The following is a 24149-nucleotide window of genomic DNA, read 5'->3' as shown; positions in this document are numbered from 1 at the left end:
AAATGTCTTTCGGATCTTGCACCGTCTGGGTTAATTCTGGGTCAGGCCCGCATCGACAACGAAATTGGCGCCGGTGCAGCCGCCGCTTTCGTCTGAACCAAGAAACAGCGCCATGCGCGCTACATGGCTTGGATCGAGCCTGAATTTCAGCGCTTGCAGGTCGATGAACTGCTGGTTCTGCTCCGGCGAGGTCCACAGCTTGAGCTGCCGCTCGGTCACGATCGCGCCCGGCACGATGCAGTTTACCCGGATCCCGGAAGGGCCGAGTTCGCGGGCAAGCGTCTTCGTCATGCCATTGATGGCTGCTTTCGCCGTCGTGTAGCCGACCATGCCCGGACGCCCGCGCATCCAGGAAATTGACCCGAGCATGATGATCGATCCCGCGCCCTTTTGCGCCATGCGTGGGCTGACGGCCTGGCTTGCGAAGAACTGGTGATCGAGATTGAGCGAAAGCGCCCGGCGCCAGCTGTCCGGTTCGACATCGCTCATCGCGTGACGATCATCCTTGCCTGCGTTGTTGATGAGGGTATCAATACCGCCGCACGCTTGTTCGATCTCGGCAATGGCAACCCGCAAGGCCGCAATGTCGGTGATGTCGCAAACCGAAAAGGCAGCGCCGGTTTCGCCGGCAAGTTTTGCCCCTTGGACCGTATCAATATCGATGAAGGAGACCTTCGCGCCCTGCGCCGAAAATGCCCTGACCATCTCCGCGCCGATGCCCGAAGCGCCGCCGGTGATCAGCACGCCGCGGCCTTCAAGAGATGCATAGCGAACGGTGTCATAGGTGAATGGCATGGATCAGACTTCCGGATTGAAAAGAGGTTTTGACAGGCCCGCGACGTCTGTGTGCATGGCAAAGAGACCGCCGGACAGAGGGAATTCTACAAGCTCGGTCTCCGAGCGGCCCACGCTTGCGCTCGTGCAATAGAGCGTTCGCATGTCCGCACCGCCGAAGCTGACCATTGTCGGGCATTTGACGGGCAGAGGATATTCAGCCAGCAGCGTGCCGTCCGGGCTGTAACGTTGGACCCGTCCACCCTCGAACAGCGCAGTCCAGTAGCAGCCATCGAGATCGACTGCGCCGCCATCCGGGCGGCCCCTGTCCCTATCCCTGTCGCTCCCGAACCTTGCGAAGACCTGGCGGTTGGAAGCGGTGCCGGTTTCCGGTTCGTAGTCGTAGGTGTAGAGCGTGTAACGCAGCGTATCGGCGTGGTAGAGCCGGCGCCCATCCGGAGAGAAGGCGACGCCATTCGAGGTCAGCAGGCCATCGGCGAGTTGCGCCAATCCGTTGCGGTCATAACGGTAAAGTCCAGCAATGCCCTTTTCGCGGCTTTCATCCACCGTTCCGGCAACGAACCGGCCCATCGGATCGACCATGCCATCGTTGAAGCGGCTGATCGTCTGATCCTCGGGATTAGCGGCCAGCTTGCGAACCGGCGTGCCGTCGGCATCGAGCAGCCAGATTCCCGACCGCAGGCCCGCGACGAAGCCCCCGCCTTGAGCAAGACCGATGCAGCCGACTTCCTCCGAAAGTTCGAGCGTCTTCAAATCGCCCGTCGCCGGGTCGAAACGATGGATGCGACAGCGCTTGATATCGACAAAATAGAGATGCTGCTCGGCAATCGACCACAAGGGGCATTCGCCAAGAGAAGTCTTTGCGTCGAGAACGAGAGCGAATCCGGGTTGCACGAGCATATCCTTAGTAGGCGGCGACTGGTGCCGCGACAGGAGCCGCCTGTCCCTTCAGCACGCCGAGCCAGTCATAGGCGCGGCCGGTCATCATCGCGATATCGGAAGCGATCGCCGCGAAATCGTAGCCATATCCGAGGAAGCGCTTCACCATGTCCGGGTTCGGGCCAACGATGCCGATCGGCTTGCCGGCGACATGCGCATCCTTGGCGGCCATTTCGATCAGTGCCTGCACCTCGCGATGGGCGATATTGCCGATATGGCCCATGGCCGCCGAAAGATCACCGGGTCCAACGAAAAGAGCATCGATACCATCGACGGCAGCGATTTCCGGCAGGCGCTCGATCGCCTCCGGTGTTTCAAGTTGGACGATGGTGCAGATCTCGTCATTCGCCCGCTTCAGATAGTCCGGAATGGAGCCGAACTTCGAACCGCGATGAACCGCGGCGACACCACGAATACCCTGCGGCGGATAGCGCGTGTAGGATGCCGCCGCGCGCGCCTCCTCGGCCGTCTGCACGAAGGGCAGCATCACGGTGCGTGCGCCGGCATCAAGCACGCGCTTGACCAGCACTTGATCGTTCCAGGCGAGCCTCACCACGGCCTCGGCCGGCGTGCAACCGATGGCGCGCAGGATACCCGCGACGTCGGAAACCTCGACCGGCACGTGCTCCATGTCGACGACGAGGAAATCAAACCCGGCATAACCGAGCGCCTCCGCCGTTGCGGGTGCCGCAGCCATCAGCCACGTGCCGAGCGGCGTTGCCCGCTCCTTTTCGGCAAGCCATACCTTGAAATGGTTCGTAAGGCTCATAGTCGTCTCCTCAATAGATCGCCGGATCGGGCACGACGGCCGTTCCGCTCAAGAAATCGAAATCGCAGCCCTGATCGGCTTGGCTGACATGGCTCTGGTAAAGTGCCGCGAAGGACCGCAGGTAAACCGGCGGGGCAGGCTTCCACTCTGTGCGCCGACGGGCGAGTTCCGCCTCATCAACCTTCATATTGATGGTGCCAGCTATCACGTCCAGTTCGATGAGGTCGCCGGTCTTGAGAAGCGCCAGCGGTCCGCCGATGGCGGCCTCGGGCGAGACGTGCAGGATACAGGTGCCGTAATGCGTGCCGCTCATGCGGCCGTCGCAGATACGCACCATGTCGCGGACGCCCTCTCTCAGAAGCTTCTTGGGGATCGGCAGATTGCCCCATTCCGGCATACCGGGCGCACCGACAGGACCGGCATTTCGCAACACGATCACCGTCTCCTCGGTGATATCCAGATCAGGATCGTCAAGCGTTTTGTTCATGACGCCGGGATTGTCGAAGACGATCGCCGGGCCGACATGCTTGAGAAATTTCGGATTGGCTGCCGAGGATTTCATCACGGCCCCATTCGGCGCGAGATTGCCGCGCAGCACTTCCAGCGTCTTGCCGCGCGACAGCGGCACCACCGGATTGTCCTCGCTGCGAATGACATCGTTGTTCCAGCAGTCCGCACCGGCGATATTCTCACCAAGCGTTCTGCCATTCACAGTCGGCCGCGTCAGATTGAGGTGATGGGAAAACTTCTTCAAAAGCGCCAGAAGGCCGCCGGCGAAGTAGAAATCTTCCATCAGATACTCACCCGACGGAAAGACATTGACCGCAACCGGTACCTTGCCGGCCATCGCCGACATGTCGTCCAGTGACAGATCGACCCCGGCACGGCGTGCCATGGCGACCAGATGTACCGCCGCATTCGTCGAGCCGCCGAGCGCCATATAGGCAACGAGGCCGTTCTGGAAGCTGGCCTTGTCGAGGATGTCGGACGGTTTCAGATCCTCCCAGACCATCTCGACGATCCGCACGCCGCAGGCAGACGCCATGCGTGGATGGCCGGAATCGGTCGCCGGGATAGAGGATGCGCCCGGCAAGGTCAGCCCCATCGCATCGACAATTGAGGTCATGGTCGAGGCCGTGCCGATCGTATTGCAGGTGCCGGCCGATCGCGTCATTCGGCTTTCGAGATCGACCCAGTCGTCCTGGGTGATGTTGCCGGCGCGAAGCTCGTCCCAGTATTTCTTGGTATGCGTCCCGGCACCCGTCTTTACGCCGCGCCACTGGCCGTTCGACATCGGCCCGGCGGGGCAATAGATCACCGGGATATCCATCGAGATCGCGCCCATCAAAAGCGCCGGTGTGGATTTGTCGCAGCCGCCGAGCAGCACAGCCCCGTCGACCGGATGCGAGCGTAAAAGCTCCTCGCATTCCATCGCCAGGAAATTGCGGTAGAGCATTGTCGTCGGCTTAACCATGACTTCGCCGACCGACAGAGCCGGCATTTCGACGGGATAGCCTCCCGCCTGCCAGACGCCGCGTTTCACCGCCTCGGCCCGGTCGCGCAAATGTGCATGGCACGGGCTCATTTCGCTCCAGGTGTTGATGATACCGATCACCGGCCGGCCCATGAACTCGTCCCGGCGCATGCCCATCTGCTGTGTGCGCTGCCTGTGTGCAAAACCGCGCATGTCGTCTGATGCGAACCAGCGCTGGCTGCGTAGTTCCGAAAGGTCGCGTCTGTTCTTCACGTCGCTCATCCCTTGATGCCGCCCGCGGTCAGGCCGGAAACGACGCGCTCCTGGAAGATTACGATCAGGATTGCGACTGGCACGATGCCGACCACCAAAGCTGCCGAGATCACCGGCCAGGGAAAGGCGAACTCGCCCTGATAGAGTTGGATCCCGACCGGCAGCGTGCGCAGCGACGGGTTGGAATTGAACGACAGCGCCAGCAGGAACTCGTCCCAGGCATTGACGAATGCAAGGATGCCGGCAGTAAACACACCAGGCGCGCAGAGCGGTACCACCACCTTGAACAGCGCACCCATGCGCGTGCAGCCGTCGATCATCGCAGCATTTTCCAGATCGCGCGGAATGCCCTCGAAGAAGGAGACCAGCATCAAAGTGCAGACCGGCAGGCTCAGTACCGTGTAGGGCAGGATCAGCGCCGTCCAGCTGTTCAAAAGATTGAGCGTCCGCATGATTTCGAACAGCGGCACCAGCAGCGTCACCAGCGGAAATGTTGAGACCGCGATAATCAGCGACAGGATCAGCCCGCGATAAGCCAGATTGAGTCGGGCGAGCGCATAGGCTGCCAGCACCGAGACGAGTAGCGTCAGCGCGGTCGAAAGCAGCGCCACCATGAAGCTGTTGAACAGGAAAACAAGCAACGGCTGGTCGGAGAAGGCCTGTACATAGTTCTGCACGGTTGGGGCATGCGGGATCCAGGTGATCGGCTTGGCGGTCAGCTCGGCCTCGGTCTTCAGCGAGGTGAACAGGATCCAAAGCGCCGGGAACATGCCGTTCACCAACAGGATGCCGGCGGCGATGAACCGCAGCGGCTTGCCGGACAGGAAGGATGTCGAACCGGGGGCGGTTAGCGTGCTCATGGCGATTACTCCTTCGTCCGGATCATGCGGAGATAGATGGCCGTCACGCACATCGACAGTGCGAACATGACGACTGCGAGCGCAGATCCGTAGCCAAGATCTAGGAAGGACACGGTGTTCTGGTGGATGTACATGGCAAGCGTCGAGGTGGACGTGCCCGGTCCGCCACCCGTCATCATGTAGGGAATGTCGAAGGTCTGCAGAGCGGTGATGGTGCGGAAGATCAGTGCCACGACGATCGACGGTTTTAGTAGCGGCAGCGTGATTTCTAAAAACTGCCGCAGACGCCCGGCGCCGTCCACATCGGCAGCTTCATAGAGCGAGCGCGGGATGGTTTGCAGGCCTGCAAGGATGATCAGCGCCATGAAGGACGATGTCTTCCAGATGATGGTGAGACAGATCGCGGCAAAGGCCCAGTTCGGCGAGTTGAACCAGATGATGCCTTCAAACCCCAAGCGGTTCAGCACGTCGTTGACGACACCATATTCCGAATGGAAAAACCAGGCGAAGATCAGGCCGGCGAAGGACAGCGGCAGCGCCCAGGGGATCAAAAGCGACAGGCGGACGGGCCATTGCATCGCAAAGGGAAGGTTGGCCATGAGCGCAAGGCCGAGCCCGACCAGAAGGGCACCGGGAACGGTGATCAGGGTGATCACAACCGTGTTCCAGGTGGTTTCCCAAAAGACCGGATCGTCGATCATCAGCTGGTAGTTTTCCAGCCCCACGAATTCAGCCGGCAACCCCGATGTTAGGGAGAGGCTGAAAAAGCTCGTATAGGCCAGCCGCAAGACAGGATAGACGATGATCAGCGCCAGGAGGATCGCGGCCGGTGCCAGAAGCAGCACGGCAAGCGAACGGTCGCTGAGATCGAGCCATCGTGTCCAGCCCGCAGGTGGGGCTTCCCCCATGTCCGTTGCCTTGATTGTGGTTGTCGTCGCCATGGTTTCGTTCCGAAACGTTGAGAGTTGTGGACGGCAAGGCCTATGCCTTGCCCGCAACCGCCGAAAAGCAGCTTGTCGCATCTCTTGAGAAGGTCTCCCCTCCCCGCGGCACGGGGAAGGGATGGAGGAGTTAGGGCTCGTTAGCGCAGGATGCGCTTCAAGCGTGCCTCGATCTGGTCGGCGCCCTCTTCCGGCGTCGTGACGCCTGCGAGAACCGCGTTGACCGTAGTGCGGATGACTTCGCTGACTTCGTTGTAGCGCGGCGTCACCGGACGCGGCTTGGCGGTCTCGACCACCTGCAGCGCATCGGCAAACCACGGTGCGCTCTTCGTCACCTCGGCGTCCTTGTAGAGACCGGCGTAGGTCGGAAGCAGCGAAGCATTGATCGCCATGAACTTCGAAACGTCCTCAGACGACAGGTATTCGACCAGCTTCTTGGCCTCGTCCTGATGCTGGGAATAGGCCGAGACGCCCCATTCCCAGCCGCCGAGGCAGGTTGCCTGTTCGCCACCGGTCATGGCCGGCAACTTGGCAACGCCGACCTTGCCAGCAACGGCGGATTCAGCGCCTTGCGACTGCGCCCATGCATAAGACCAGTTGACCGCGAAGATCACGTTGCCGGCCTGGAATTCCTTGCGCGTATCGTCAGTGCCGACTTCGGCGATGTTCTTCTTGGCAACGCCTTCGTCGGCAAAATTCTTCCACAGACTGAGCGATTTGATGGCCGCATCACGATCGAAGGTCAGGCGACCGTTTTCGGTCAGCATCTTGCCCTGGCTCCAGTAAGGCAAGAGGAAGGTGCAGACCGCACCCTCGATTGCCTTGCCTTGGAAGGACAGTCCCTGCAGATCGGCATTGCCCTCGCCTTCGGCGATTTTCTTGGCAGCCACCTTCAATTCATCCCAGGTCTTGGGCGGCTCGACGCCGTATTTTTCCAGAAGATCCTTGCGGTAGTAAAGGAACTGGGAGTCCGCGAAGGCCGGAAGCGCGATTACCTTGCCATCAACGGTGTTGGCACCAGCGTAAGCCGGCAGGTAGGACGACATGTCCCTATCCGCGAAATCACTGGTCCAACCGGCAGCGGCAAATTGTGCCGGGCGGATGACATCGAGGATCAGGACATCGAGCGAGTTATCCTTGGCCGACATCACGGTGTTGAGATATTGCGCTTGAGCTTCGGAGGTATTGCCGCCGGTCTCGATCTTGACTGTCACGTCGGGATTGGCGGCTTCATACTTGTCGAGCGCCTTGCGCCAGACGTCTGGCTGATGCTGACTGGAGATGTAAACGTTCAGCGCCGTTTCGGCCGAGGCCGGCATCGCAAATGCCAGCATCGTGCCACAGAGCAATGCACCGGTTAATTTCGAAAAAGTCATGTCTTCCTCCCTTTTGGTGTTTTGGTCGCGCGGCATTTGCATCCTCCCCGCGCGCGATTGTCACTGGACGGCGCGTTCCGTCGCGGCATCGAAAAGATGGATTTTTGCTGGATCCACGCCGATCTTCAGCGTCTCGCCAGCCTTGACGCGCGTCTCAGGCGGCATCCGGGCCGTCAACGTCTCGTTGCCGACGACAAAATGAACCAGCGTATCGGAGCCAAGCGGCTCGACGACCTGAACGTGACAGGTCAGCGACACTTCGGACGGGTTCGCGGTGAAATGCTCCGGCCTTATGCCAACAATGTAGTCGCGGCCGTCGTCAGTCCGAGCCTGGATCGCCGACCGAGGCAGACGGTCTCCATTGGCAAAGACCAGATCGCTGCCATCCGTCTTGGCTCTCGCAAAATTCATTGCCGGCGAGCCGACGAAGCCGCCGACGAAGACACTGGCCGGGCGGTTATAGACCTCGTCCGGCGTTCCGACCTGCTCGATCACGCCGCCGCGCAGGATGACGATCCGATCGGCAAGCGTCATGGCTTCAACCTGATCATGTGTGACATAGATGATCGTCGTGCCGATCGTTTGATGCAGCTTCTTGATTTCGGTGCGGACCTGGCCGCGCAACTTCGCATCGAGGTTGGACAGCGGCTCATCGAAAAGAAACACCTGCGGACGGCGTACGATGGCGCGCCCCATGGCGACACGCTGCCGCTGGCCGCCGGACAACTGGCCCGGCCGGCGATCGAGCAGATGGGAAATACCCAGCATATTGGCGGCGTCATCCACCCGTGTCGCAGCCTCGCCAGCAGCAACACCGCGCACCTTCAGGCTGAAACCCATATTCTCGCGAACGGTCTTGTGCGGATAGAGCGCATAATCTTGGAAGACCATGGCAATATCGCGCTCGCGCGGCGCCAGCCGGTTGACGACGCGATCGCCGATCCTGACCTCGCCGCCGGTGATCGTTTCCAGCCCAGCCACCATTCGCAGCGTGGTGGATTTCCCACAGCCCGAAGGGCCGACAAAAACCACAAACTCGCCGTCGGCGATCTCCAGATCAATACCCTTGACGATCCGGAGAGCGCCGTAACTCTTGTCCAGCGCCCGCAGACTCACTCCCGCCATTTCAACCTCCCGAAAGCGGCAACCCATCCCGTGCCGATCGCTATTTCCTGCAGCCAATAATAGCGCTACGATTCTATTTTGGCAAGCGTGCTCTTCTAAAATCGCCCATCGGAGCTCCGGATACCTCGCTTCAAGACCATACTCAGCAGGACTATCAAGTTATTTCAATTCAATAGGTCTTTTCAAAAAGGAGGAATTGCCCGGTGGATAACCATGCGTTATGATGCTTACGAATAATAGCGCTATTATACAGACAGGAAAAATGGTGGATACTGGACGGACCGTGAAACCGACGCGCAAACGCCGCAAGATGCAGCGCGTGACTATGATGGACGTTGCCGCGCTGGCCCAGACATCACCCTCCACGGTTTCACTCTTTCTGCGCAAGCCGGATGCGGTCTCGGCTGCGGCAAGTGAGGCAATTGCCAAAGCCATAGACGCCCTCAATTACGTGCCGAACCTGATGGCCGGCGGTCTTGCAGCCGCCTCTTCCCGCGCCGTCAGCATCATTGTGCCATCTGTTCGGAATGCCTTTTTTGCCGAAACCGTGTCCACCATGCAGACAGAACTTGGCAAAGAGCGTCTCCAGGTCCTGCTCGGCCACACCGAATACAGCGAGCGTGAGGAGGAAAACCTTGTCCGCATGGCACTCTCCTGGGCACCCGCTGCAATCGTCCTGACGGGCCTCTCCCACAGCAACGCAACCAGAAAGCTCTTACGAGAAAGCAGCGTTCCGGTCGTCGAAATTTGGGAGCTTGGCTCTGAGCCAATCGAGATGGCCGTCGGCTTCCACCACGAACAAGTCGGCCACGCGGCCGCCGCACACCTCATTCAGCGCAATCGTCGCAACCTCGTCTTCCTCGGAGCCCGCTTGCACGAAGACAAACGAGCAACGCACCGTGCCGGTGGATTTGTGGAGGAAGCCCGCAAAACCGCAGGCGTCACCGCCGAGATCATCCAGCATCCCGCGCCGTCAAGCGCCGAAGTGGGCGCGATGCTGCTCGGCGAAACCATGCGGAAATTTCCGCAGGTGGATGGCATTGCCTGCTCCAACGACCATGTGGCGCTGGGCGTGATCTTCGAATGCCAGCGGCTCGGGATCGACATCCCCGGACAGCTCTCGGTCGTCGGCTTCGGCGATCTCAGCTTCAGCGCCGCCTCCAATCCTTCGCTGACGACCATCCGCCCGCCCGGCGATCTGATCGGCACTGAGGCCGCGCGCCTGATCCTCGAGCGCATCGCTCATGGCAACGAAAGGACGCCCATTGTCATCGATACCCACTTCACGCTGCTTCACCGCCAAAGCAGCTAAGCGATGACAGTCCTCCGGGCGCTGTCACTAAGCTTCGAAGACTGATCTACGGAACGGGGGAAACGCACAAACGTCTTTTTTCCTCCGCCAGGAGCGCTGCTAACAGAGACGCTTGGGCCAGAAACATAGCAGCTTGAGAAATGCTGCGCGGGAAAGCGCGACAAGACCGGAGACATCCCTTCATGACCACCGCCTGCGAAGTAAGCTGGTTTTCCGCTCTGTGCGATGACGATTACGAGTTCCTCGGCGTTCCAGATCCGCAGCTGCAATCGAGCTTCGCGCATTGTCGCGATATCGTCCTGCAAGCCGAAAGCGGTGGCTTCGACAATATTCTGCTTCCGTCAGGCTACGCACTGGGTATCGATACGACAGCCTTTGCGTCGGCGATGGCCGCGCTAACCCGCAGGATCAAACTCCTAATGGCGGTTCGCATTGGTGAAAACTGGCCGCCCCAATTGGCTCGCCAGATCGCCACCATCGATCACATCGCCAAAGGCCGCCTGTCGGTCAACATCATTTCCAGCGAAATGCCGGGAGAAACCCTTCCAAGCGGCCCACGCTATGCCCGCACCATCGAAGCCATGTCGGTCCTGCGCACGCTGCTGGACGGAAAGTCGCTCGATCACGACGGCACCTTCTGGAAGCTCAAGGTCGACCCGCCGCAGATCGCACCACTGTCGGGGCGCTGTCCGCAATTCTATTTTGGCGGCCTGTCGGAGGATGCCCGTGAGGCAGCCGCTGAAGGTGCCGATATCTATCTGATGTGGCCGGACCGGATGGAAAACGTCCGTGCCACGATTGCCGATCTTTGCGGTCGGGCTCAACAGCGCGGACGCACACTCCGATTCGGCTACCGAGTGCATGTCGTCGTGCGCGAGACCGAATCTGAAGCGCGCCTTGCTGCCAACCGCCTACTGTCGAAACTCGATGACGCGACTGGAGCGGCGATCCGAGCGAAATCACTCGATAGCCAGTCAGTCGGCGTCCGACGCCAGGCCGAACTGCGCGAACAGGCCGGTAACGAGGGCTATGTCGAGGATCACCTCTGGACCGGCATCGGCCGTGCCCGTTCCGGCTGCGGTGCCGCGATCGTCGGCGATCCTGATCAGGTTCTGGCAAAACTGCAGGCGTATCGGGCGGAAGGGATCGAGGCTTTTATCCTGTCAGGCTATCCGCATGCCGCCGAGGCCGATCTTTTCGCCCGCCATGTCTTGCCGCGGCTGGATCACGGGCCAATCTGACAGAACGGTCGATGAAAATGAGAGGGCGATCGTCACACATTCTTGGCCGTGTTGGAGAACTTTTCCTGATCCTCGCCGTGAACAGAATTGAACCGCTGGCACCGCTGTTTAAATGTCAATCTATATCAGATTTTCCAGTCGCCTCATGACCTTGGCGTCGCTGAAATGACTGATTTTGGGCCGCAAGGTGACTGCTCGGTTAGGATCGGCATTTGCGCAAGCCGCCCCTGGGTCCATGCAAGGACGGGTTCCATCTACGGTAAAGGTTCAGGTGTTGCCCTGCTCCATCCATGCTTTCACGACATGATAACGAAATCCTTTCCCGACCGGCTGTCGGGAGACAGGGGCGCATCGGTCACGATAAGGACCGCTCCAGGGTGCAATGCCTGCCGCATACGCCCGAGGAAGCTTTCGTCGGCCTTCAGGCGTGCGATTGCACGCTCTTCTGACTGGAAGAATCCGCCGGTATCGTTGTTGTGGGAAATGGCGATCCAGCGCAGCCCCTTGGCGCCGTCGTGCAGATCATCCAGGACGAACACGTGGCTGCCGAGCTTGTCGCCGCCGGAGATGTGAAGACTTCCTTCAGCAAGAATGTCTGAGTTCTCGACCAGCATGATCCGGCGGTCCGCGGAAGATGCGATGATCGACGTCACCGGCCGTTTTTCGGCTTCTGTCCAGTCGGAGGGATGTGACTTTCCCTTGAGCGCTGCAACGGCCGAACCAAACTCGTGCTCTGCATAGGCCGAAAGCACCATACCGGGATGGACAAGCTCCTCCGGATCGGTATGCGCCCCGGAGATGATGACCGGCGTGCCGAGATGAGTGATTTCAAACAGGCGTTCTGAGAAATCCATCGGCAGACGCACGCAACCATGCGAGGCCGGATAGCCCGGCAGTCTGCCGGCGTGAAGCGCGATGCCTGACCAGGTCAGTCGGTTCATGTTGGGCATCGCGGCGTTGTCGTATGTGCTGGACCTGTGATGCTTGTCCTTCTGCAGGACGACGAAGACCCCGGTCGGCGTCTCGTGGCCAGGTTTGCCGGTCGAACAAGTCGCAACAGCGATGCGGATACCGTTGCGGTAGACATGGACGCGCTGCTCCGAGAGGGACACGACGATGGCGACCGGGCCTGACTGTTGGCGCTCGGCATGCCAAGTGAATTCACCGGGCCTCAGCGAGGCGATTTCCTTCATGACCTCCCGCGCAAAGCCTTCACCGACCGCAGTGAAACCGATGAATGACGCTGCTCCGGCAATGAGTCTGCGTCTGTTCAGCTTCTCGCCTGTATATCTCATCATCGCGTTCACCGGTTGATCGTTAAGGGAAATGTCTCTGAAGTCTATCGACGACACCAAGCACGTCCAATGAGATTGATGAGATCCGGGCCAGAAAAATTCATGGATCGTTGACGCGGCAACTTCCGGATGCTCTTGCCAGCGAGTTGATCTAACATGGAAGACACGATTCACGGACGCCCGCAGACATGAAGAACCGAAAGAACTTTCGTGCACTTGAAGCGTTCGATGCCGTTTCGCGCCACTTATCCGTCTCGGCGGCGGCCTTCGAACTGGGGGTAACGCAAAGCGCTATAAGCCATCAGCTTAGAATTCTCTCAGAAATCGTCGGCGAGCGTCTGCTGCAGAAGCAGGGGCGTGGCATCGCCCTTACTGAGGCCGGCGACCGGCTTGCACGCAAACTGCAGCCAGCCTTCGCCGATATAGATCGCTCGGTCGGAGAGGCAATCGGCGGGACACGCAGTGTGGTACGGCTTGCAATCTGCAGCAGCTTTGGACCGGCTTGGCTCGTGCCGAGACTGGCGGGGTTCTACGCGGCGGACCCCGCCTTCGATCTGCAGCTCTGCATGTATGCGCGGGATCCAGAACTGACCGACGCGGTCGCGGACGCCTTCGTCACGACCCTGCCCGCTGAGAAAGGGTTCCATACGTTTCTGCTCTGGCCCGAGAAACTGGTCCCGGTTGTTGCATCGGCGGCGGGCGGCGAAACCAATCCCGCGCTGATCACGACCGATCTCCAACCCGGCCGTGAGGGCGCCGACTGGAAGGCCCATGCGGTCATGTCCGAACGCGACCTGCAGCAACTGTCGAACACACGCTGGATATTTGCGTCGCACTACGTGATCGCGCTCGAGATGGTGAAAGCCGGGCTCGGTGCAGCTCTTGTCCCTGACTTTCTCGTAGCGCGGGATCTGGAATCAGGGACGGTCAGGCTGCTCGATGACATCGTGCTTCCGACCCACCAGGACTATTACTTCTGCGTCAAAGAAAGCCGGCGCAGTGAGCCAGCACTCGTGGCCCTGATACGTTGGTTCAAGTCCCAACTCCACGGTCAGACGAGGTACAATGGAAACGGGATCTTGGCGGTAAAGTAGTAGCAAGTCTCGATGATACATGAGTTCCATTCACTGTGTGCTCGCGAAAATTCATTGGTGCACTAGGGCTCATCAGGTCACACTCCTGATTGCAAAGCTTGTTCTGCTGCGAGGTCCCGGTGCGTTCGTTCGTTCTTTTCGCGTGTGCAATGCTTCTCTGGTCCGCAGGCCTGGCGCCAGGCTCATGGCCCGGCCAGGCAGGCGCGCAGGATCGTGTCGAACGGATCAGTTTCGCGCCCGGTCGCAGTTCGCGCACCGTGCACGACACGATTTCTGGCTATGAGGGGATAGACTACCTCGTCAACGTGAAGGCGGGCCAGCGGCTGGCCGCGACGCTCCGTACTGACAATCCGAGCAGCTACCTGAACATCAAGGCACGCGGTTCATCCGCGGCGCTATTCAACGGATCCGTCGCCGGCAACCTCGGCGACGTCATCGTGCCATCAAGCGGCGACTACGTCGTCGAGGTCTATCTCATGCGCAACGCGGCGCGGCGCGGCGAGAGCGCGAATTTCTCCCTCACGATCGAAGTGACCGGAGGTGGTTCCGGCGGTCGCCAGCCCGATTTTGCCGACGGCTTGGCCGGCGGTCCGGATTTCTGGGAAGTGGCAAACGTGCCGCCGGGCGACCGGCTCAACATACGCTCGCAACCGTCTTCGCAGGCTGTGACGGTTGCGCGCGTGCGCAACGGGACGGTGCTGCGCAACCTTGGCTGCCGCATGAACGGACAGACCCGCTGGTGCCGGGTCGAGCGCCGCAACGGCAGCGCCGGCGGATGGGCCGCGGGCCGATTTTTAGTCGAGTCCGGCGGCTAGGGACGGCGACCAGGATTCTCATCAAAGACACGAATAGGAGAGAGATGATGAAGAGATACGGATTTTTGGTTGTTGCTGCGATGGCCGTCTCAGGCGGCTGCACGACGGACTCGCAGAGCCCACAGCGGACCGCGGCTGCGCCCGCGATCATGGACGACAGCGTTCCGCAGGTCGCGCGCGACGCATGCCTTCGCGAAGTCGGGCGCACAACGAACAATCCGGACCTCACTATCCTGGAGATGCTCTATTCCGAGGCAAATTCGCAAGTGAAGATCGGTGTTGGACCGAACCGCGCGCCGTGGCAGTGTACCGTGTCGAACAGGGGCGAGGTCGCGAACGTCACGTCGCTGACGGACGAAGGCGCGCTCTAGCGGCCGCGCCGAAACCTTCCGTGTCACGATCATCCATCCAGGAGCAGAACCATGTCATTGATCCTTCGAACCGTAGCTTTGGTCGCTGCCATAACGGGGGCTAGCCCTGCGTTTTCGGCAGTGCCGTTCTTCAATGCGACCTGCCCGATGAATATCGAGGTCCACGCCGATCAGGGTGGACCGATATACATCAACGGCAAGGAGGCCAAGTTGAAGGTCTTCAACCCCAATTACTACGAAGCCTCCCACGACCATGTCACCATATCGCTGTCCATCAATCCGGACGGAACACCTGACGTATCGTATACCGCACGCGGCGGCGCAAACGGGGTCTGCACGATCAGGAACTAGCGCTGACATACTTGCGCCGAATGGCATGACAGGATGACCAAAGTTGCTGGCGATTTTTCCATGGGATCAGCCGAAGTTGGAGATGGTAATGAAACATCTTTTGGCCGTACTGATCGCCTGTACGGCGATATCGGCAGCAGCCCATGCCGCGGACCAGACGGCGATTGTTGACATCGGCCCGGACCAATTGTTCTTCTCCGTGACCAATATGGATCAGGGTGTCGATCCAGCCGTCGACTTTTATCGCTACGCCGCCGGCGGGTGGCTGGACCGCGTGGAGCGGCCGGAACGATTGGCAGCAATCGGCGCTTTCCAGTTCATGGCCGAGCGGCTCAAGGCGCAGATGGTCAAGACGATCAAAGAAGCCGCGAAGAAGGCCTCAACGTCTCCGAAAGGCAGCCCCGTCCAGCAGGTCGGCGACCTCTACAAATCTTACATGGATCTGGCCGCAATCGATGCGGCGGGCATGGAACCGCTCCGGCCCGAACTCGAACGGATCGCGTCAATTGCCTCCCTCGACGACCTCTCAGGATATCTCGGTCGCTACACGCTGGTCACTTCGGACTTCGCTCTGCTGTCGATCGTTCCATCGACCGACCGTGCCGATACGACGAAAACCGTGTTCTACATCGTCAGCGGAAAACTCGGGCTGTTGCAGGGATCCATCTACGAGGAAACGGACGACTCCCCCCGAATCCAAGCCTATCTCGTCTTTCTGCGCGATACACTGAAAATTGCCGGACACACGTCTGCCGAGGCGACCCGGCTGGCCGAGCTCACCCTCGGCCTTGAACGGGCCTTGCATGCGGCAAAGATAACGCCGGTAGAGGCAGTTGACCCGCGCAACAGCTATAATCCGAAACCGTTCGCAACGCTGCAGGCCGAAATTCCGGAACTGGACTTTACGCACCTGCTCAACAGTCTCGGCGCCGAAATCCCCGAAACTCTGGCGCTGACCGAACCGCGCTATCTTCCAGCATTGTCGCAGATGCTCCGCAGTCGCCCGCTGGCGGATTTCAAGGATTATCTGAAGGTCAAGCTGATCCTGAAATTCCAGCCTTATCTGACCACGGCGTTCGATGAACCTGTCCGCGCCGTGAACTCCGCGCTGAGCGGCGTCTCCATCCTGCCGCCGCGCGAGGAGCGCGCGCAGGACCTGATGCGCGAAAACCTTGGCCAGCCGCTGTCGCGGCTTTATGTCGAGAACTACTTCCACGAGGAAACGCGCGCGAAGGCCACCGACATGGTGCAGCGGATCCACGCGGCGTTCCTGGAAAGGATCAAGACGCGCTCATGGCTGAGTGAACCGACACGCCAGTCCGCAATCGAGAAGCTGGAGAAGCTGTCATTTGCCATCGCGTATCCGGACCGATGGATCGACTACAGTGGCGTTGAGGTCAGCGCGCACAACATCGTCGCCAACATCATGAACCTGATTGCCTTCGATACGAAGCGCGAGGTAGATAAAGTGGGAAAGCCGGTCGTCCACGATGCATTCAGCGATACGCACTCGACGCTGCCGATCGTCATCAATGCCGCGTATGACAGTTCTATAAACGGCTTCGAGGTGCCGGCCGCGATGCTGCAGCCCGCAGCGTTCGAGGCTGACCGCGACCCTCCGGTCTATTTCTGTCGCCTAGGAGCAATCCTGGGACACGAGATGACCCATGGCTTCGACAGTGGTGGACGGCTGTTCGACGCAAAGGGCAATCTGCGCGACTGGTGGGCGCCGCAAGATGCAGCAGCCTTCGAGAAAGAAGCCCAGAAACTGATCGACCAGGCCAATGGCTTCGAGGTCCTGCCCGGATTGAAGGCGAACGGCCCCCTCAACGTCAAGGAGAATATGGCCGACGTTGGCGGAATCAACTTTGCCTACGATGCCTTGCAGACATATCTGGCCGAGCATCCTGCGGAAAATGTCGACATCGATGGAATGACCCCGGCGCAACGCTGCTTCGTGGCGTGGGCGCAGATGTGGACGCTCAAGGCCAACGAGCAAACGCTGCGCTATCTCGTGGCCGCCGACACGCAGCCCCAGGCAATTACCGGGCATTCGCTGCCCTTCAGCATGTCGACGCATTCTACGAGGCTTTCGATATCAGGGTAGGCGACCCGATGTGGCTGGCGCCCGAAAAGCGCGTCAACGCTTGGTGACGATGAGATATGAGATCTGCAGATAGCGAGTCCGTGCGGGTTACAACAATAGTGGAGAACATCTTATGAGACGCTCATTTTCATTCCTTGCCGCCGCGGCACTGATGGTCGGTTTGATTGCGCAACCCGCGTCAGCGAAGATGTCCGACAAGGACAAGGCTGCAGCCGCGGCGGCTGCAATTGCCATCCTTGGCATCGCTGCCCTTGCGCATGGCGACCATCACTACACCGGTGGATACGAGCCGGACGACGGTGACGCCGCGGCCGAGTTCGAACGCGGCTATCGCGACGGGGTGCATGGCTACGCCTACAACGAGTACCGAAGCACGGCCGACTACGCACAGGGTTACCAGGCGGGCGACCACGAGCGCGAAAACAGCATGGCCCATCGTAAGTCAGTCGCAGACGGGAGAGCACCCGCCATGGCCAACCAGGGCTGCGCCCGGATCGTCGCGCAAAACTTCGGCGTGAGTTCGCACCACGTCCATATCACCAAGGCTCTCTCGCCCGCCAAGCACGAGTGGTTGATCGAGGCTGCCGTCGGTCACGACTACCTCGTCTGCCGGATGCGCGACACAGGGGAGGTTCTCGACGTCACGGGCGGCAAGCGACTTTAGCTGAGGGAGCCGACCTGTCGATTGACGACCGTCTTACCTGCGTGCTCGCCTCGATAGGGCGCGCACGAAAGGCAAGGACGAGCGCGGAGTCGGCTACGTCAAGAAGAACGCGATCGCCCGTCGCGCTTGCCACGGCCATCGGTGAAGGCGCGCTCAAACCCGGCGTCAAGATCCTCGAGGACGCGATCGCTGACCACTTCGGCGTGAGCCGCACGGTCGTGCGTGGCGCACTTGCGTTCTTGAAAGCGACCATCTCCTGGAACGCAAGGAAAACCGTGGAACCTTCGTCGCCGAACCTGGCATCGAAGAGGCCAATGCCTTGTTCGAGGCTCGTCGCAAGCTCGAGCACGTCATCCTGGAGCTTGTCCTGGACCACGCGACTGCCGATCAGTTGGACGCACTTGAAAAGCTGACCGACGAGGAAGAACACATCCATCACCATGGTGATGAGAAGTCGAATTCGGTGCTGTCAGGCAAGTTCCATGTCGTTCTGGCCGAGCTTGGTGGAAATACCGTCCTAGCGGAGATACTGTCGGAGATCGTCGCGCGCCTCTCGCTCGTCATGTCTCTGCACGAGGAGGAGCAGAAAGACGAATGCGGCGCCGACCACCATCGCCAGATCGTCAGCGCCCTGAAAGCCAAGGACCTGTCAAAAGCGCAACAGTTGATGGATCATCATCTGGCGGACATCGTGGGCCGATTTCGGCTGACTGAAGGACAGGGCGATCGGCACACATTCCGGGCCGTGTTGGAGAATTTTTCTGATCAGGGCTCTTGAAGGGATATGAACCGACGACCCGCTATAACTTCGGATGAAAGCCGGCAGATAAACGAGGCAGATCAAGCATCTGGTCTATTTGGAATGTCCGGAAGGGGGCCGTGAGCGGACTGTCTGAAGTTGAGGTGCCGCAAGCCGGAGCCGACATTCAAAAGTCTGGCGGCTTGGTCGAGCTCTGCCCAAAGCTGGCAGAAGGGTTCTTCGTCGTCATGGTTGAGCTCGCCCCTCCAGACTCTGGAAGTCAGACCACACCACCACTGTTCAGCAATTTCCGCGTTTCAGGAGGAGTAGGTTCACCTTAAATCCCCGGCCGAAGCCGCAATCGCCGTCCAGAGGTGATATAGTGAGCTAGGCGGGATCGTGCGGGCCGTCGGCACCTCGTTGAGGTCGAGACAGTCGTGCCAGCAGCCGTGTGGCACGCCCGTCATATAAGCAGCGAGGATTGCGGAGGCGACGTCGTCCGCCTCTGTCCGATATCCCGGAAAGCCAAATCGCTCATAGAGCGCCATGAAAGCCTTGAGCATCTCCACCTGCGGCCATAGGCGCCGTGACGGGCTGATCGCCTTATCTCCCGAAACGGTATCGACCAGGAAAATCGAGCCGTCCATGCGCCCGACCGCCAGCGCGGTGTAAAACAGGTCCAGGCATATATTGATGTTATCGCTGCGAGCGAGACTATCGTGACGGGTCGTCAACCAGACCCACTCGCACATGTGGCCTGGCTCCAGCCGATCGGATCCGTATCGATCGGCAAGCTCCCATTGGGGGCCGAAAAATTCGTGAAGCGGCCCATTTTGTCCGACGAGGAAATGGGAGCGCAAGAGCGCAAAGGCCTTCCCTTCCGACCTCATATGCACGGAGGTCCGGTTGTTCTCACACAAGGCCAGTGTGGCTTCGAGGTAATGCATGTGCGGGTTCTGGCGGCGAGGAAGCGTGCCGTTGCTGTCTTCGGCCCAGCCGCCAAAGGGGTCTGTCAGCGTCCGGTCGACCGCCAGGATCGTCTGGTCGATCTGGTGTCGGTAGACGTCCTTGCCGGTCGCCGTCAACAGCCATGAGAGCGCGAGCAGCACACAGGCATTGTCGTAGAGATCGCGAACCGGATCGGTGACGAGCTCGGTATGGCGGTTGAAGCTTCTCGCATAGCCACCGCGCTTCCCGCTGACCCAGGCGACGCGGTGCAGGTTGGCGAAGGCCCGTTCTGCCATGGCGAGCGATGCTGACGGGGCAAGGCCGAGATGGGCTGCATGGGCGTGAACGTAGATCTGCCGGGCCACGGTTCGGGTCCGCACCTCACCTGCTTCCTGCGGCGACCCATCCAGCTCCAGATATTCGACGAATTGGCCGCAGCTCTCGTCGAAGCCGGATTTGCTCCAGGTAGGTAGAATATCCTCAAGGAAGACGCGTTTCAGTTGCTGGACACTCATGGCCGATCGCCTGGTGGCGCGGCCCACCCACCATCCGCATTCACAAGGCTGTCCCGATGGGATGCATCGTTTCCAGAAGCCTGCTGATCTTGATCGTGGTGAAGTTGGAATAGGTATCGGAGACGGCATATGGCAGCGCGATCAGATCGCCATGCCGCATGGCACCGCAGGAATAGACGACGTTCGGTACATAGCCCTCGCGCTCTGTCGGTTCGGGCTGTAGCAGCGGCTCGACCGTCCGCGACAGGATGATGCTCGGGTCGCGCTTGTCGAGCAGCGTCACCCCGATCGCATAGCGCCGCATCGGCCCCACACCATGGGTGAACAAGAGCCATCCCTCGTCGATCTCGACAGGGGAGCCGCAATTTCCGATCTGGACGAACTGCCAGGCGAATTCCGGCTTCACCAGGAGACGCCCTTCATCCCATTCATGCAGGTCGTCGGAATAGAGCAGAAAGAGGTTTTCGCTGTCCTGCCGGGCGATCATCGCATAGCGGCCATCGATGCGACGGGGAAAGAGCGCCATGCCCTTGTTGCGGGCGGCTGGGCCCCGCAGTGGCGTCAGGGTGAAGTTCAGGAAGTCGGCGGTCTCCAGAAGCTCGGAGCGGATGGAGGAGCCGCTATAGGCCGTATAGGTCGCGAAGTAGATCGTTTCGCCCTCGTTCTCGAAGGCGACGAAACGGGCATCCTCGATGCCGTTCGACTGCGCCTCGGTCACTGGAAAGATGACCCGTTCGCTGAGGTCGCTTTCGGCCTTGAAGCTCAGGCCGATGCAGCCGGCGGGCGCCAGGCCGTCGCTCGCATGGATGTCTGGCAGACCTGCCAGTTGCGTCGGCGCATCAATGGTGACGCCCCCCTCCGCGTCGATCACGCCTGAGCGGAAGGTGAGCGACGAGATGTGCCCCTCGCCGACAGCCCTCAGACTGATGATCAGCCGGCGGCTCCCCTCTGCAACGCCGGACTGATCCGGATGCGGCACGATGCTCGGGTTAAACAGAGCGGCGGACTCGAAGGAATATTCATTCATGAAGTAGGCGCCGACCAATTGTCTTTGCTGCTGACTGAAGCGCTGGTGGTGCTGGAAAGCATCCTCCATTGCGTCCGCCCGCAGTTCGAACTGACGCAGCAGGTTGCGGTGCCTGCCCTCGAAATTGGCGAGGATGTCGCGCAGTTGATTGGCCGTGGCCGCCGGGTCCAGCGACAGGACGCGATCGACGATTTCATTCGCTCGCGACTTGTCGCGTGGGTTGAGATGTCGAGGTTCGGTCGACGGCTTGAAAGGCCGCACGATAACGCGCGTCGGATCGGGCCTCAGATAAAGGGCCTGCCGGTTGAGAAGGCTGGACTGGGGCAAGACTGATCCTTCGTTACTCTCGACATGTTTGGGACGGTTCATGATAATTGCCTGGCGCCTACCCTTGGCATGACGGGCCGCAGCATCTGGTCTGCAAGACCGAGCTCCACGCAGGAGATCAGGTAGCAGAGCACGGATTCGGCACCCCGGTTCTCGTTTGGGCGGTCCACATGCAGTCCGTCGCGGCAACTGCCCGTCTCCGGGTCAACGAGGGAAATGCCGTGATCATTGCTGCCCGTGAACCAATCGAAGGCCCTGTGCGCGGCCTCGATCCAGCTCCTGTCCGAGGTCGCTTCGTAGGCCGCAAGGCATGCGGCCACAGTTGCCGTCGCCTCCACCGGCTGTTGGTCGAAGGGCCGGGGCGGCAGTCCGATGTCGAAGAAGCCATCGGTGCCAATGGCACGGAAATGGCCTTTCTCGCCCGTCTGCTGCGTCATCAGCCATTCCAGCGTCGCAACACCTGTCTCGACGAAACCCGGCACCTTGGTCGACAGGCCTGTCATGATCAAGGCCTGGCTCAGCCGCGCATTTTCATAGGAAAGCCCTTCCTCGAACCAACGGCGCCCGCCCGTCGACACACGACGCTCCAGGTCCATCAGGTTTTCAGCATGCCGTATACGCAGCATGCGAGCGTGGGGGTCTTGAGGATTGGCCGCGCAATAATCGTTGAGGCCGAGAAGCGTGAAGGCCCAGGCGCGCGGGGAACGGAAGTCGAGCGTGACGGACATCGCCCGGGCAAAGAGGGCACTCGCCCATCGGCGACGCGGCCCATCAGTATCGGACAGGGCGCAGGCGCCGAGCGCCCAGAGGGTTCGCCCATGGCTGTCTTCGGAGCCTTTATCTTCGAGCCAACGGCGGTCGTAGCTCATGAAGTTTCGAAAACGGCCGGTGTCAGAGTTCCAGGCGTGTTCGACGAAGGCCGCGAAAGAGGCTGTCATCCTTTCCGCTATGCCCGTCTCGCCGACGACCGACAGGAGCGAGGACAGAAGCAGGGCTCGCGCGTTGTCATCGACGCAATAGCCATGAGACCTGTCCGGCACGGAGAACACCGCATGCTGGATGATGCCCGTGTCGTCGCACATCGTCTGCAGATGGCCAAGTTTCAAAGCTGTCTGCTGCGGCGGGCGCTTGATCCGCAAAGACATGAGGTCGCTGACGAGCTTGGGCCGATAGGCAATTCGCGCCTTTGCCATGCTGTCGAGATAGAGTGAGGCCACATGCGACCAAATCATCGCGCGACCGGCCTCGTAGGCCCTCTTGCGCATCGCCATCCTGGCCTCGTCATCGCCGAGCAAGGTCGCGATTGCCTTCGCCGTCGCCAGCGCATCCCCAAAAGGAACTAACACACCGCGACCGTCGCCCAAGAGATCGCAAGCGTGCCAATAGGGCGTGGAAACCACAGCACTGCCCATGCCAAAACTGTAGGAGAGCGTTCCCGAGGTCATCTGCGCCTCGTCCAGATAGGGCGTCACATAGACGTCGCACATGGCAATGAAGTCGAGAAGCGTCGGCAGATCGACAAAGCGATTGAGAAACTGCACCGCATGATCGACGCCCAACCGCTCGGTGCGCTGGCGCAACCCGTCGCGATAGGCCTCGCCCTGCTGGCGCAGAAGCGTCGGATGCGTCGCGCCCAGCACGATATACAGGGCCTCGGGGCTCTCTTTCAGGATCGACGGCATGGCGTCGATGACCATCTCTATGCCCTTGTTGGGAGAGAGGAGACCAAATGTCAGGATAATGGGCCTGCCGGCGTAACCGCGCTCGATCTTGGCAAGGTCCGGATCGTGAAAGGGTCGATCAGGAATGCCATGGGCGATGACGTCGATCTTCTGGGGGGCGACGCCATAGATTTCCGTGAGCAGCGTGCGACCCTTTTCTGCCATGACGACGACACGGCTGGAGTGAGCGGCGACCTTCTGCAACACGCGGTGTTGGGACGGTGTCGGTTCGGCAAGGATGGTGTGGCAGGTGGTGACGAGCGGAATGCGCAGGTTTTCCAGCAGCGTGAGGATGAACTCGCCGTCGTCACCGCCGAAGATGCCGAATTCGTGCTGCAGCGAAACCACATCGAACCGACCTTCGTTCAGGACCCGCGCAGCCGTCACATAGTCTTCGACTTCTTCCTCGCGGATCTCGAAGATTACATCGCCAGGATAGGCGTAACTCTGCTTGGCATCCGTCACGGCGACGATGCTCGTCTGGATGGGCTCGGCCGCATCGACCAGCGCCTGGGAGAGATCGCCGGTGAAGGTCGCTATGCCGCATTGGCGGGGAAGAGAGTTGCCAATGAAGGCGATACGTGTCGGTCTGCTCATCTGCGTTCCCTTCAGAACATGGTGGCGAGGTCACGCCAAAAAAGCCAAGGACGCACAACGCGACCGCATGGTGGATGCACGCGCGTCGGCATCGGGATCACGCGGGTCCGAAAGCCTCCAGATCCCGCTCCAGGGCGACGCGCCCTTGGCGGAGCTCGGCATTCCAGAGCCGGTATTGCGGGCTGTTCTGATAGGCTGGCATGGGAGCCTCGATCGTGTAGGTGACGGCGGCAGCCGGTGACAGACCCTTAGTGGTCACGAGACGAACCATTTGGCCGATGGTAAAGCGGTGAGAAGGCATGGGTTTCTCCAAATCATCAGTGTGTTGTGTTCAGGCTTTTCTGGCCGGACAGGACCCTGTCCATGTCCAGAGCGGCATCTAGATCCGACGGATCTATTTGGACCAGGCTCTTCTTCTTCCCGGCAAACACTTCAATCATGGTTGCCACGCGCCGATAGGCGAGCCAGGAGAT

At 60.3% G+C, this 24149-nt stretch carries 21 protein-coding genes and 1 pseudogene; 9 read left to right on the top strand and 13 right to left on the bottom strand.

Translation table 11 applies throughout. The annotated features are described in order from the left end of the window. Positions 1 to 30 precede the first annotated feature (30 nt). The 8 genes from PDO_RS21960 to PDO_RS21925 all read right to left on the bottom strand — a co-directional run bounded on the left by PDO_RS21960 (position 31) and on the right by PDO_RS21925 (position 8552). Positions 31 to 795, bottom strand: coding sequence for an SDR family NAD(P)-dependent oxidoreductase (locus PDO_RS21960; RefSeq protein ID WP_007607036.1), 765 nt, complete (start codon positions 793 to 795; stop codon positions 31 to 33). 3 nt (positions 796 to 798) lie between these two features. Beyond that, positions 799 to 1695 (bottom strand): SMP-30/gluconolactonase/LRE family protein, encoded by an 897-nt coding sequence (locus tag PDO_RS21955; protein ID WP_037075062.1) that lies wholly within the window; start codon positions 1693 to 1695, stop codon positions 799 to 801. 4 nt (positions 1696 to 1699) lie between these two features. Continuing rightward, positions 1700 to 2503 carry an HpcH/HpaI aldolase family protein gene (locus PDO_RS21950; protein WP_007607029.1) on the bottom strand — a complete coding sequence of 268 codons (804 nt, stop codon included), beginning with the start codon at positions 2501 to 2503 and terminating at the stop codon, positions 1700 to 1702. A gap of 10 nt (positions 2504 to 2513) precedes the next feature. After that, entirely contained in the window at positions 2514 to 4259 is a 1746-nt protein-coding gene (gene araD, locus PDO_RS21945) for an L-arabinonate dehydratase (protein ID WP_007607027.1), read from the bottom strand. Next, a complete protein-coding gene (locus PDO_RS21940; RefSeq protein ID WP_007607025.1) occupies positions 4256 to 5110 on the bottom strand; it encodes a carbohydrate ABC transporter permease in 855 nt (284 codons plus the stop codon). The genes araD and PDO_RS21940 overlap by 4 nt, the downstream gene beginning before the upstream one ends. Before the next feature lie 5 nt (positions 5111 to 5115). Then, positions 5116 to 6051 (bottom strand): carbohydrate ABC transporter permease, encoded by a 936-nt coding sequence (locus PDO_RS21935; protein WP_007607023.1) that lies wholly within the window; start codon positions 6049 to 6051, stop codon positions 5116 to 5118. A 140-nt stretch (positions 6052 to 6191) separates the two neighbouring features. Continuing rightward, the gene (locus PDO_RS21930; RefSeq protein WP_037075066.1) at positions 6192 to 7427 is read right to left on the bottom strand and encodes an ABC transporter substrate-binding protein; all 1236 of its coding nucleotides are present in this window, start codon (positions 7425 to 7427) and stop codon (positions 6192 to 6194) included. Between the two features lie 60 nt (positions 7428 to 7487). Next, positions 7488 to 8552 carry an ABC transporter ATP-binding protein gene (locus tag PDO_RS21925; protein WP_007607020.1) on the bottom strand — a complete coding sequence of 355 codons (1065 nt, stop codon included), beginning with the start codon at positions 8550 to 8552 and terminating at the stop codon, positions 7488 to 7490. 220 nt (positions 8553 to 8772) lie between these two features. Here PDO_RS21925 and PDO_RS21920 point away from each other — a divergent pair, with 220 nt between their 5' ends. Together PDO_RS21920 and PDO_RS21915 are read left to right on the top strand one after the other, a co-directional pair. Continuing rightward, entirely contained in the window at positions 8773 to 9864 is a 1092-nt protein-coding gene (locus PDO_RS21920; protein WP_244426505.1) for a LacI family DNA-binding transcriptional regulator, read from the top strand. Positions 9865 to 10046: 182 nt separating this feature from the next. Beyond that, on the top strand, positions 10047 to 11105 hold the full coding sequence (locus PDO_RS21915; protein ID WP_007607016.1) for an LLM class flavin-dependent oxidoreductase: 1059 nt from the start codon (positions 10047 to 10049) through the stop codon (positions 11103 to 11105). A gap of 296 nt (positions 11106 to 11401) precedes the next feature. Here the strand turns inward: PDO_RS21915 and PDO_RS21910 are convergent, their stop codons facing one another. Continuing rightward, entirely contained in the window at positions 11402 to 12403 is a 1002-nt protein-coding gene (locus PDO_RS21910; RefSeq protein ID WP_244426504.1) for a L,D-transpeptidase, read from the bottom strand. A gap of 185 nt (positions 12404 to 12588) precedes the next feature. On the opposite strand from PDO_RS21910, the gene PDO_RS21905 reads away from it, so the two are divergent. The 7 genes and pseudogenes from PDO_RS21905 to PDO_RS21875 form a co-directional block, all read left to right on the top strand. Further along, complete coding sequence (locus PDO_RS21905) at positions 12589 to 13494, top strand: LysR family transcriptional regulator (protein ID WP_007607006.1); 906 nt, start codon at positions 12589 to 12591, stop codon at positions 13492 to 13494. Between the two features lie 119 nt (positions 13495 to 13613). Continuing rightward, a complete protein-coding gene (locus PDO_RS21900) occupies positions 13614 to 14309 on the top strand; it encodes an SH3 domain-containing protein (protein ID WP_007607004.1) in 696 nt (231 codons plus the stop codon). A 47-nt stretch (positions 14310 to 14356) separates the two neighbouring features. Beyond that, positions 14357 to 14680: a hypothetical protein gene (locus PDO_RS21895; protein WP_007607002.1), complete on the top strand. Its 324-nt coding sequence runs from the start codon at positions 14357 to 14359 to the stop codon at positions 14678 to 14680. A 51-nt stretch (positions 14681 to 14731) separates the two neighbouring features. Next, positions 14732 to 15031, top strand: a complete 300-nt coding sequence (locus tag PDO_RS21890; protein ID WP_007607001.1) for a hypothetical protein — start codon at positions 14732 to 14734, stop codon at positions 15029 to 15031. Between the two features lie 88 nt (positions 15032 to 15119). Next, positions 15120 to 17138, top strand: a complete 2019-nt coding sequence (locus PDO_RS21885; protein WP_007606999.1) for a M13 family metallopeptidase — start codon at positions 15120 to 15122, stop codon at positions 17136 to 17138. A 112-nt stretch (positions 17139 to 17250) separates the two neighbouring features. Beyond that, on the top strand, positions 17251 to 17802 hold the full coding sequence (locus PDO_RS21880; RefSeq protein ID WP_007606997.1) for a hypothetical protein: 552 nt from the start codon (positions 17251 to 17253) through the stop codon (positions 17800 to 17802). Positions 17803 to 17921: 119 nt separating this feature from the next. Further along, positions 17922 to 18580: pseudogene (locus PDO_RS21875) on the top strand (GntR family transcriptional regulator); the annotation flags it as partial. 293 nt (positions 18581 to 18873) lie between these two features. Here PDO_RS21875 and PDO_RS21870 read toward each other — a convergent pair. The 4 genes from PDO_RS21870 to PDO_RS21855 all read right to left on the bottom strand — a co-directional run bounded on the left by PDO_RS21870 (position 18874) and on the right by PDO_RS21855 (position 23977). After that, a complete protein-coding gene (locus PDO_RS21870) occupies positions 18874 to 20004 on the bottom strand; it encodes an AGE family epimerase/isomerase (RefSeq protein WP_007606995.1) in 1131 nt (376 codons plus the stop codon). Positions 20005 to 20044: 40 nt separating this feature from the next. Next, on the bottom strand, positions 20045 to 21400 hold the full coding sequence (locus PDO_RS21865) for a glycoside hydrolase family 130 protein (protein ID WP_007606993.1): 1356 nt from the start codon (positions 21398 to 21400) through the stop codon (positions 20045 to 20047). Next, complete coding sequence (locus tag PDO_RS21860; protein ID WP_007606991.1) at positions 21397 to 23676, bottom strand: glycosyltransferase family 4 protein; 2280 nt, start codon at positions 23674 to 23676, stop codon at positions 21397 to 21399. Before PDO_RS21860 ends, PDO_RS21865 begins: the two co-directional genes overlap by 4 nt. Positions 23677 to 23773: 97 nt before the next feature. After that, positions 23774 to 23977: a hypothetical protein gene (locus tag PDO_RS21855; protein WP_007606988.1), complete on the bottom strand. Its 204-nt coding sequence runs from the start codon at positions 23975 to 23977 to the stop codon at positions 23774 to 23776. Between the last annotated feature and the right edge of the window lie 172 nt (positions 23978 to 24149).

The organism is Rhizobium sp. PDO1-076, assembly GCF_000247475.1.
Lineage (GTDB): Bacteria > Pseudomonadota > Alphaproteobacteria > Rhizobiales > Rhizobiaceae > Allorhizobium.
This window is presented reverse-complemented; position numbering and strand designations above follow the sequence as displayed.

Bases quoted from the DNA above. Each gene is read 5' to 3' on its own strand.
- PDO_RS21855 (WP_007606988.1), bottom strand. From the start codon at position 23,977: ATGCCTTCTCACCGCTTTACCATCGGCCAAATGGTTCGTCTCGTGACC.
- PDO_RS21880 (WP_007606997.1), top strand. From the start codon at position 17,251: ATGAGACGCTCATTTTCATTCCTTGCCGCCGCGGCACTGATGGTCGGT.
- PDO_RS21950 (WP_007607029.1), bottom strand. From the start codon at position 2,503: ATGAGCCTTACGAACCATTTCAAGGTATGGCTTGCCGAAAAGGAGCGG.
- PDO_RS21865 (WP_007606993.1), bottom strand. From the start codon at position 21,400: ATGAACCGTCCCAAACATGTCGAGAGTAACGAAGGATCAGTCTTGCCC.
- PDO_RS21925 (WP_007607020.1), bottom strand. From the start codon at position 8,552: ATGGCGGGAGTGAGTCTGCGGGCGCTGGACAAGAGTTACGGCGCTCTC.
- PDO_RS21960 (WP_007607036.1), bottom strand. From the start codon at position 795: ATGCCATTCACCTATGACACCGTTCGCTATGCATCTCTTGAAGGCCGC.
- PDO_RS21890 (WP_007607001.1), top strand. From the start codon at position 14,732: ATGTCATTGATCCTTCGAACCGTAGCTTTGGTCGCTGCCATAACGGGG.
- PDO_RS21940 (WP_007607025.1), bottom strand. From the start codon at position 5,110: ATGAGCACGCTAACCGCCCCCGGTTCGACATCCTTCCTGTCCGGCAAG.
- PDO_RS21930 (WP_037075066.1), bottom strand. From the start codon at position 7,427: ATGACTTTTTCGAAATTAACCGGTGCATTGCTCTGTGGCACGATGCTG.
- PDO_RS21920 (WP_244426505.1), top strand. From the start codon at position 8,773: ATGATGCTTACGAATAATAGCGCTATTATACAGACAGGAAAAATGGTG.
- PDO_RS21895 (WP_007607002.1), top strand. From the start codon at position 14,357: ATGAAGAGATACGGATTTTTGGTTGTTGCTGCGATGGCCGTCTCAGGC.
- PDO_RS21885 (WP_007606999.1), top strand. From the start codon at position 15,120: ATGAAACATCTTTTGGCCGTACTGATCGCCTGTACGGCGATATCGGCA.
- PDO_RS21955 (WP_037075062.1), bottom strand. From the start codon at position 1,695: ATGCTCGTGCAACCCGGATTCGCTCTCGTTCTCGACGCAAAGACTTCT.
- PDO_RS21870 (WP_007606995.1), bottom strand. From the start codon at position 20,004: ATGAGTGTCCAGCAACTGAAACGCGTCTTCCTTGAGGATATTCTACCT.
- PDO_RS21915 (WP_007607016.1), top strand. From the start codon at position 10,047: ATGACCACCGCCTGCGAAGTAAGCTGGTTTTCCGCTCTGTGCGATGAC.
- araD (WP_007607027.1), bottom strand. From the start codon at position 4,259: ATGAGCGACGTGAAGAACAGACGCGACCTTTCGGAACTACGCAGCCAG.
- PDO_RS21860 (WP_007606991.1), bottom strand. From the start codon at position 23,676: ATGAGCAGACCGACACGTATCGCCTTCATTGGCAACTCTCTTCCCCGC.
- PDO_RS21935 (WP_007607023.1), bottom strand. From the start codon at position 6,051: ATGGCGACGACAACCACAATCAAGGCAACGGACATGGGGGAAGCCCCA.
- PDO_RS21910 (WP_244426504.1), bottom strand. From the start codon at position 12,403: ATGATGAGATATACAGGCGAGAAGCTGAACAGACGCAGACTCATTGCC.
- PDO_RS21905 (WP_007607006.1), top strand. From the start codon at position 12,589: ATGAAGAACCGAAAGAACTTTCGTGCACTTGAAGCGTTCGATGCCGTT.